This window comes from Alteromonas alvinellae (assembly GCF_902705805.1).
Genome location: NZ_CACSIH010000066.1, coordinates 41,184 through 50,061 on the forward strand (window position 1 = coordinate 41,184; position 8,878 = coordinate 50,061).

At 44.0% G+C, this 8,878-nt stretch carries 8 protein-coding genes; 4 read left to right on the forward strand and 4 right to left on the reverse strand.

Annotation, left to right across the window (positions count from 1 at the left end; translation table 11 throughout):
- On the forward strand, positions 1-954 hold the full coding sequence (locus ACX5KA_RS05210) for an ATP-binding cassette domain-containing protein (RefSeq protein ID WP_458730580.1): 954 nt from the start codon (positions 1-3) through the stop codon (positions 952-954).
- Between the two features lie 180 nt (positions 955-1,134).
- Positions 1,135-2,478 (forward strand): class II 3-deoxy-7-phosphoheptulonate synthase, encoded by a 1,344-nt coding sequence (locus ACX5KA_RS05215; RefSeq protein ID WP_014978802.1) that lies wholly within the window; start codon positions 1,135-1,137, stop codon positions 2,476-2,478.
- A gap of 88 nt (positions 2,479-2,566) precedes the next feature.
- Here ACX5KA_RS05215 and ACX5KA_RS05220 read toward each other — a convergent pair whose 3' ends face one another.
- The 3 genes from ACX5KA_RS05220 to ACX5KA_RS05230 form a co-directional block, all read right to left on the reverse strand.
- Positions 2,567-2,884 (reverse strand): hypothetical protein, encoded by a 318-nt coding sequence (locus ACX5KA_RS05220; RefSeq protein WP_458730581.1) that lies wholly within the window; start codon positions 2,882-2,884, stop codon positions 2,567-2,569.
- A gap of 64 nt (positions 2,885-2,948) precedes the next feature.
- Entirely contained in the window at positions 2,949-3,164 is a 216-nt protein-coding gene (locus ACX5KA_RS05225; protein WP_458730582.1) for a DUF3820 family protein, read from the reverse strand.
- Complete coding sequence (locus ACX5KA_RS05230) at positions 3,165-4,985, reverse strand: ABCB family ABC transporter ATP-binding protein/permease (RefSeq protein WP_458730583.1); 1,821 nt, start codon at positions 4,983-4,985, stop codon at positions 3,165-3,167.
- 324 nt (positions 4,986-5,309) lie between these two features.
- On the opposite strand from ACX5KA_RS05230, the gene moaA reads away from it, so the two are divergent.
- Positions 5,310-6,278, forward strand: coding sequence for a GTP 3',8-cyclase MoaA (gene moaA / locus ACX5KA_RS05235; RefSeq protein WP_458730584.1), 969 nt, complete (start codon positions 5,310-5,312; stop codon positions 6,276-6,278).
- A 128-nt stretch (positions 6,279-6,406) separates the two neighbouring features.
- Positions 6,407-6,934: a GNAT family N-acetyltransferase gene (locus tag ACX5KA_RS05240; RefSeq protein ID WP_039221991.1), complete on the forward strand. Its 528-nt coding sequence runs from the start codon at positions 6,407-6,409 to the stop codon at positions 6,932-6,934.
- Between the two features lie 46 nt (positions 6,935-6,980).
- Here the strand turns inward: ACX5KA_RS05240 and ACX5KA_RS05245 are convergent, their stop codons facing one another.
- Complete coding sequence (locus ACX5KA_RS05245; protein ID WP_458730585.1) at positions 6,981-8,603, reverse strand: response regulator; 1,623 nt, start codon at positions 8,601-8,603, stop codon at positions 6,981-6,983.
- Positions 8,604-8,878 lie beyond the last annotated feature (275 nt).

Here is an 8,878-nt window from a genome sequence, read left to right on the forward strand (position 1 = left end):
ATGACGACAAACAACAGTACTACCCACCAACGCCCAGTTTCGACCAGCGATGTAAAAATAAATACAAGTGACCATGCCGCACTTGGTGTTAACACAAAGCAAAACACCAGCAGCAAAAATGGTGTAGGAGAAAGCCCAAGCGAAGCGGATAGCAATAGCCCAGCGAATAGCCATAACCTAGCAGATAGTCGTACCGTTTTAAGCTTACAGCATGTAAAAGTGGCATCGCGACTTTCGGTGGAAGGTTTACGTGCAAAAAAAGGCGAGTGCATTCACATTATAGGGCCAAATGGTGCAGGGAAATCCACGCTATTGCTTACCCTTGCGGGCCTTATTGACGCTGATGAGGGCACCGTCATGCTGCTAGGTAAACCAATGAACGATTGGTCGCTGGCAACACTTGCGAGTGTGCGCACCTTATTAGCGCAACAAAGCGAAAGTGGTTTTCACTTGTCGGTAAAAGAGTACCTAAGCTTTTATGCAACAGCACAGCAAGATGAACTAATTCCTCCGGTTTTAGAAAAAGCCCTCGAAATATCGGGTTTCTTAAACAAAATTCTCACTCAGCTTTCTGGCGGTGAGCGTCAGCGAGTAGAAATTTGTCGTTCGCTTTTGCAAATTTGGCCGCAACTAGAGCGTGGAGAGGGTATAGCGTTTTTAGACGAGCCCCTACAAGGGCTTGATATAAGGCATCAATATGCGCTGGCTAGTTTGGTAAAATTCCTTTGCGATAAAGGGAATACCCTACTTATGACGTCTCACGATATCGCGCTAAGTGCCAACTATTGCGATAGTTTATGGCTTATGCAAAAAGGTTGCATGGTAGCGTTCGGCAAGCCACAAGAGGTGGCCACGCAAACAAACTTAGAAAGTGTGTTTGAATGCCATTTTGCTATAAGCAAGCACGATAACTTTCTAGAAATTCAAGTTTGCGCACCTATTTCCCTAGAATAAATGTGGTAAAGTGCCCCCAGCATCTTTTTAGATTCACATTTTCACATTAGACTGATTAGAAAAAAGCGCTACAGACGCACTGTTAAGCGCGTTACAGTCTTTTTATTCGAAGCATCTAGCTTCAATAAATATTTTCAGTAAAACGTTTGCCCTACGTTTTTTTTATTCAGGAGAACACCGTTGAGTAATTGGCAAGTAGACAGTTGGAGAAATAAACCTATTCTTCAGCAACCAGAGTACGACGACAAAGTACGTTTAAAAGAAGTAGAGCAAACACTGAGTTCTTATCCTCCACTTGTATTTGCTGCTGAAGCCCGTGAGCTTAGACGCCAACTAGGCGAAGTCAGCTTGGGTAAAGGCTTTCTTTTACAAGGCGGCGACTGTGCTGAGTCGTTTGACGAATTTAATGCGCCTAAAATTCGCGATACTTTTAAAGTAATTCTTCAAATGGCCATTGTGCTTACCTTTGCTGGTCGTTGTCCGGTAACTAAGGTTGCCCGAATGGCAGGCCAGTACGCCAAGCCGCGCTCATCAGATTTCGAGACCCGCGATGGCGTGACCTTGCCAAGCTATCGTGGTGATATCATCAATAACTTCGAATTTACCGAAGCGGCCCGTCGACCAGATCCTGACCGTTTGTTGGAAGCCTACCATCGTAGTGCGTCAACACTGAATTTACTTCGCGCGTTCGCACAAGGCGGTTTGGCTGACCTTCACGAAGTCAACCGTTGGAACATGGCGTTCGTTGAAAACAATCCGCTTAAAGAGCGTTATTCTGATATGGCTAACCGTATTCAAGACACCCTTGAGTTTATGGATGTTATTGGTATCAACGCACAAACCAGTTCTACGCTGCATGAAACGTCGTTGTTTACGTCGCATGAAGCACTGCTGTTGAACTACGAGCAGGCGCTAACGCGTATCGATACCCTTACCGGTAAGCCTTACGATTGTTCGGCTCACATGGTGTGGATTGGCGAGCGTACGCGTCAACTAGACCACGCACACGTTGAGTTTTTCCGTGGTATTCACAACCCAATTGGTGTGAAAGTGGGTCCAAGCATGCAGGAAGACGAGCTTATTCGTTTAATTGATGCGCTTAACCCGCTAAACGATCCGGGTCGTTTAACGCTTATTACGCGTATGGGCGCCGATAATTTAGCCGACAATTTGCCACGCTTATTGCGTAAAGTTAAAGCTGAAGGCAGACACGTAGTGTGGAGCTCTGACCCGATGCACGGCAACACGTTCTCGGCATCTAGCGGCTATAAAACCCGTAACTTCGATGCAATTTTGAAAGAAATTAAGCAGTTCTTCCAAGCTCACGAAGCAGAAGGTACTCACGCAGGTGGTATTCACCTTGAAATGACCGGCCAGCACGTAACGGAGTGTACTGGCGGTGCTTATGAAATTAGCGATGAAGACTTAGCGCAAGCCTACAAAACGCAATGCGACCCGCGCTTAAATGCAGACCAAGTACTTGAAATGGCATTCTTGGTGGCTGATCATTTGCGTAATGCGTAATGCGTAATGCGTAATGCGTAATGTTGATAGGTTAACGTAAATCGTATGATTATAAAAAACGGGCAGCGAAATAATCGCTGCCTGTTTTTTACAGAAGCTGCTCTCTTTCTTCCTCACTCAATATCCCAGTGAAGATAGTTTCTCTTCTCAAATTGGCGGTGCGCTCGTCGTCAGCCAAAAGAAGCGCCTTAAATACGTCTGGTTGATGGCGAGCCTCAATTATTCCTTTCCAAAGGAGGTAGCTTCCATAGCGCATCATTTTGTTGTGATAACGGGTTTCTAATGTTTTTTCGACTTCTTCGAATAGTTCTGGTTGCAACATCATTTTGTCGGCAATGGCATTATGTATTTTTTTAATGCGTTCGTTTACGTCACTTCGACGTTGCTTTCTTGGTCTTGCTAACATAAATCATCGTGTGGTTAGAGTTTACTCATTTTAACAATGGGGGACGCTGAGTCCCCTTGTATTGCTAGTCGTCATTTAATAGCGGTTCTACAACAGACTCTAAGCCGTTTAGCTTAATTTCATACATTAAAGCGAGCTGTTCACCAAGCTTGTTTTCTGGAAAGCCTTGCTTGTGAAACCAGACCAAATAGGGTTCAGGTAAATGAAATAGGCGTCTTCCTGCGTATTTGCCAAAGGGCATCACTTGGTTAATAGTGGCTTTGATAAGCGTTGGGTCCATTTACTGACTACCTTTTGAGTTGGAATTTTCGTTGAGATCTTCATCTTCACGCTGCTGTGCTTGCCATAGTGCTGCGTATTCACCACCTTGCTCAAGCAAATAAGTGTGTGTCCCTTCCTCTACAATGGTACCGTTTTTAAGTACAAGGATCTTGTCGGCATCAACAATTGTGGACAGTCTATGGGCGATAACTAAGCTGGTGTGTCCTTTAGCAGCGTCGCGAAGGGCCGCTAATATCGCACGTTCTGACGTGCTGTCTAACGAGCTGGTGGCTTCATCAAAAATCATGATTGGCGCGCCTTTAAGTAAGGCCCTTGCGATAGATACGCGCTGCTTTTCGCCACCAGAAAGTTTTAGGCCTCGCTCACCTACCGTTGTGTCTAGCTTTTCAGGTAGGCTTTCTACAAATGCTTCAAGATGCGCGAGTTTGATAACTTGTTTAATGTCTTCATCGCTGGCATCAGGGTTACCGTAGCGAATGTTCTCCAGCAAGGTAGTGTTAAACAGCACCGTATCCTGAGGGACAATGCCGATATGTGAACGCAGACTTTGTTGCGTAACCGATGCGATGTCTTTTCCATTTATCGTGATGTCGCCCTGTTGTGGCTCATAAAACCGAAAGAGTAGTTTCATCAGCGTTGATTTTCCCGCGCCGCTTTCACCTACCACCGCTACTTTTGAGCCTGGCGGTACATCAAAGCTTAAGCCGTTAAGTATCTGTCGATTATCAGTGTATGCAAAATGGACATTGTTAAATCGCAGTGCGGGGTTCGCACAGGTTAATTCCGTAGCGTCGTGGGCATCTTTTATGGCCGGAGTTTGGGCGAGAAGGTCAAACAGTTTATCGATATTCGCAAGGCTCCCTCGAATTTCACGATACACAAACCCCAAGAAGTTTAAGGGCATAAAAATTTGCATGGTGAAGGCGTTTATCAATACAAAGTCACCTATGGTCATCTCGCCATTCATGACGCCAAAGGCGGCGTTTGCCATCATAGATGTCATGGCGATAGCGATAATGGCAGCCTGGCCGCCATTCAATGCAAATAGCGACAAGCGGTTTTTTCTTCGTGCCTTTTCCCATGCAGCTAAATCCGTATCGTAGCGGTTGGCTTCAAAGGATTCGTTGTTAAAGTATTTAACAGTTTCAAAATTTAGCAGGCTGTCTACCGCCCGGGAATTGGTGGTCGAGTCAGCTTCATTCATCTGAGTAACAAAGCGAGTGCGCCAATCCGTGGCTTTCATCGAAAAGCCAATGTAAGCCACCACGCTAACTACAATAATTAACGCGAAAGATACGCCAAACTGAAACAAGAGTAAGCCTACAACAAGAGTGATCTCTAAAAGGGTGGGAACAATATTAAACACCATAAAACGCATGAGGAAGCTTACGCCGTTGGTACCGCGCTCTATATCTCGTGACAATCCGCCTGTGCGTCGATTTAAATGAAAGCCCAAGTCTAAGTTGTGCAAATGTTTGAAGACTTTTAGTCCAAGGCGGCGCATGGCACGCTCTGTAACCCGTCCAAATAGCGTGTCGCGTACTTCGCCGAGCAAAACATTCAGTAAACGCAGTGTTCCGTAGGCAACGATAAGGCTGATAGGTACTGCTAATGCAAGCGTGGTTAGGTCGCCATTTAAGCTATCGACAGTGTATTTCAATACATAGGGTAGGCCGATACTGGCAAGTTTTGCTGCTACTAGGCACAGTAGAGCAAGAAATACACGTTGCTTGAACTCTAGGAGATAAGGCCAAAGCTGTGAGAGAACGTGCCATTTAACAGGTTCGTCGACATTGGTAGGAAAACGGTTTTTTCTCATTTTATAGTGTGCTTTATTATTGTGTTTACAGTGTTAGGAACGCGCTGATTCAAAAAATCGCTTTTCGTAAATGTTGTAATAGACATTGAGCTAACCTACTCGTGTAGGGCGATTTTCGCTTTTTGAAGTACGTTTTGAAATAGGCTAGAGATTAAAATGGTCTTATTTATAGCGATGAATGTGTTTAATTTTGGTTTCACCGCGCGTACACTAGAGGTAGTTTAATTTAGTTACCTTGTTATTTACTCAATGTTTTACTGACTTTTGTTAGATTGAGAAAGCCGTGAATTGAGTGACTAAGTAGCACAGTATTAAGGAGTTAGTTTGTTAGAAGATAGTTTCGGTAGACAGTTTCATTATTTACGTTTGTCAGTGACCGAAGCGTGCAACTTTCGTTGTCAGTACTGTTTGCCAGACGGATATGAAGGCCCGACGAGCGATCAGTTTATGACGCTAAACGAAATTGATACCTTGCTCAAAGCGTTCGCTAAGCTAGGTACGTCGAAAGTGCGCCTAACAGGCGGCGAACCAACGCTGCGAAGAGACTTTCTTGATATTTTACAGCTAACAAGTAATACGCCTGGTATCGAACGTGTAGCGATGACAACACACGGAGCGCGAATGGAAAAGTTTGCGCATCAGTGGAAAGAAGCAGGGTTACACCAAGTAAATGTAAGTATTGACAGTTTAGATCCCCGTCAGTTTGCTGCTATAACAGGGCAAGACAAGCTTAAAGCTGTACTTCGAGGGTTAGACGCAGCGATTGATGCCGGCTTAGACGTGAAAGTGAACTCTGTCCTACTCAACGATTTTTCCGACAGCCGTCTACATAGGTTTCTTGCTTGGCTAAAAGATATGCCAGTAACGCTCCGGTTTATAGAATTAATGGAGACAGGCGACTTAAACCAGTTTTTCAATAAGCAACATCAAAGTGGTACGCCGCTAAAACGTACGTTGTTAGACATGGGCTGGCAGCCTTTGTTGCGTAGAAAAGATGCGGGGCCAGCGCAAGAGTTTTACCACCCTGACTATGCCGGTAAAATTGGCTTAATCATGCCTTACAGCAAAGATTTTTGTAAAACTTGTAATCGACTACGTGTTTCTGCCCCAGGAAAGCTACACCTATGCTTGTTTAGTGAAAATGGGATAGATATTAGGCATCTTCTTGCTACTGGAAATGTGGATGAGGTGGTCGCTTTTTTACAAGATGTGCTGGGTCAAAAACACGAAACACACTATTTGCATGAAGGTAAAACAGGGGCAACCAAGCACCTTGCCATGCTGGGAGGCTAGTTAATTGGCTCTACGTCAAAGGAAAAAGTAGGGCAAAATAAATGCATCGAATAAGTTTGGTTTGTTGTAAAAATGAGCTATATTCAGCGGTGTAAGTATATTAAGAATAATAACGATAAAGGAAGTATATGCATATCAAGGACAGTGCGCGTCTTTCCTATCATTATATCACCGAACAAGACGCAGACTTTTTATGGGAGCTCGACCAAGATGAGCTTGTTATGAAGTTTATCAACGGTGGCAAGATGTCTTCTAAGGAAGATATTCGGGAAATCTTTGTTCCTCGTTTCCAAGCCTATTCCAATCCAGCTCTAGGGTGGGGACTGTGGCGCGTGGAAACGCTAGTCGAAAAGGAAAGCATTGGTTGGATTTTAGTTCGACCCTTTGGCTTTTTTACTCAACACCCCGAAAGTGACAATATGGAGCTAGGGTGGCGTTTTAAGCGCCATACGTGGGGCAAGGGCTACGCAACAGAGGCTGCGAAGTCTGTTAAAGAAGCGCTGTACGATATAGGTGTTGAAAAATTCTCTGCTATTGCTAACCCGCAAAATAGTGCGTCTATCAATATTATGAAAAAGCTAGGAATGACGTTTAGTCATGAGCTTGAATATAAAGACAAACTCTATCACGAGACAGTAGTCGTCTATTCTAATTAAGTAAGCGGATTGGTATGAGAAGGGCGAGGGGGAATGACTGACGTTATTATCCGCTCTTTAGAATGCTTTTTACGTTCTCGTAGCGTGAATACTGATCTTCTGACAAAGCCGCCGACTCGAGTGTTTCTCTGCATTTTTTGATGGCCGAAAGGGTGTCGGGATGCATGGGCGCGTTCGCTTTTCTTGCCCTTATTATTGCTTGAAGGTAGTTAAGCGCAATAGAGGGATTTTTAGGCATGACGCGGAACGCTTGAGCAAATGTTGTGTAAGACTGCTCTAAATTACCTCGTTTATACTGTGCAACGGCGGTGTTGTTGAGTATTTTAGGGCTTAGCGTAATCGCTTCTTTTTCTTCTTTCTCTTGTTTTAAATAGGTGGCCATGAGGTTTAATTCATCGTTCTCCTCGTCCTGCCTTGAGGAAATGGCGTCTAAAATTGCAAGGGACTCTTTCTTCATTCCTACTTCATGAAGGGCTTTGGCTCTATCAAGCAACGCTTCTGTAGAGTGGTGTTGGGCATGATCAGTGTGAAAATCTGACAACAGCATTTGTGCTTTCACTGTGTCGTCTTTCAAATAATGAAGACGCGCGTCAATCACCGTCAACTCATCGTTTAAAGCTGCTTTCGGGTGGGCCTTTTTCAACTGTCGCAAATACTCATTGGTTTGTTTAACTATGCTATTTACGTGTTCGGGCTCAGATGTCATAGCAAAATCAACGCCCGCTCTTGCCGCGGTTAAATAAATATCTGGTTTATCGTGGATTGAGTTTTTTGCGTAGCGCACGACTTTTTTAGCACTGTTAAACTGACCCTCGTAATCGTGAGTGATACGCGCAAGGTTTATTGCGATCTGATGCCTAGGGACGTTCTGAGGAGAAATATTGCATGCTAGTGACGTGCATTCTAGCGCGTCTTCATACGCTGATTGCTTGATCTGTAGTTTGGCGAGTAAGTCGTAAGCATGTAATGCAGAGTCAGGGCGCAAAGCCAGTTGGATAATTTCTCTCTCGGCGTCATCTAGTTCATTGAGTGCAAGCAGGCATTTTGCTATCCCCATTTTTGCCCAGCTAAAATCTTGAATGTTAATTATCGACTCAAAGAAGGTAATGGCTTCTTGATATCTTTCGGTGAAAATAAGTAAGTCACCTTTGATTTTCATCGCTAGCGGAAAGTGTTCGGCTTGCTCAGGCTGTAATAAAAAGAACTCCACCTCGGACAAGGCTTTTTCGTAGTCATTTTTATCCATAAATGAATAAATATTCTTAAGCGCTTTTTTCCTTGATAACACTCTGGAAAGTCGCCTGTCTAACTCGTTTACCGAAAAAGGTTTAGCGATAAATTCATCCGGCTGTAATTCTACGATGGCGTGAACGACATCTGCTGAGGTATCTGCGCTGGTAAAGATGAATGCGCTGGTAAGAGGTAGTGATTGAGTTTCGTTTAGTTGCTCAAGTAAAAAATAACCGCCTTGTTCAGAGCGCAAATTATAAGAGCAGATAATGGCATCATAATCATGTTCTTGCAGTGCCGAAAGGGCATGAGAGGGCCTATCGACATAGTCCATATTCTTGAAACCTAACTGCTCAAGTGCATAGTGCATATGGCTTTTCGCCAGCACCTGATCTTCAGCAATTAACAACTTAGTATTTCTAGCTAAGTGTAGTTTCATTAATTAGTCGCCTCTGAAACATGAGAACCCTTACTTTTCTTACCATATCACGGTAAGTACACCTTAAGTATAGTTCTTTATGGAGACTAACGCATAATGGAAGCTGCTCGTAGCTGAATTTCAGTACTGGTTATTGATAATGATTGCTGGATTTGGTGTAGGAGTAGCCAAAATGCTTTAACGTGACAACGACTAAACATAGTTAGATTGTTGTGTTTCTGAAGATTGAGATATATTGAGAGGGATGGTGGACGCTACTGGGCTTGAACCAGTGA

Coding starts and splice junctions, on each gene's coding strand:
- ACX5KA_RS05210 (WP_458730580.1), top strand. CDS start 1: ATGACGACAAACAACAGTACTACCCACCAACGCCCAGTTTCGACCAGC.
- ACX5KA_RS05220 (WP_458730581.1), bottom strand. CDS start 2,884: ATGTTAGCAAGACCAAGAAAGCAACGTCGAAGTGACGTAAACGAACGC.
- ACX5KA_RS05225 (WP_458730582.1), bottom strand. CDS start 3,164: ATGGACCCAACGCTTATCAAAGCCACTATTAACCAAGTGATGCCCTTT.
- ACX5KA_RS05230 (WP_458730583.1), bottom strand. CDS start 4,985: ATGAGAAAAAACCGTTTTCCTACCAATGTCGACGAACCTGTTAAATGG.
- ACX5KA_RS05240 (WP_039221991.1), top strand. CDS start 6,407: ATGCATATCAAGGACAGTGCGCGTCTTTCCTATCATTATATCACCGAA.
- ACX5KA_RS05245 (WP_458730585.1), bottom strand. CDS start 8,603: ATGAAACTACACTTAGCTAGAAATACTAAGTTGTTAATTGCTGAAGAT.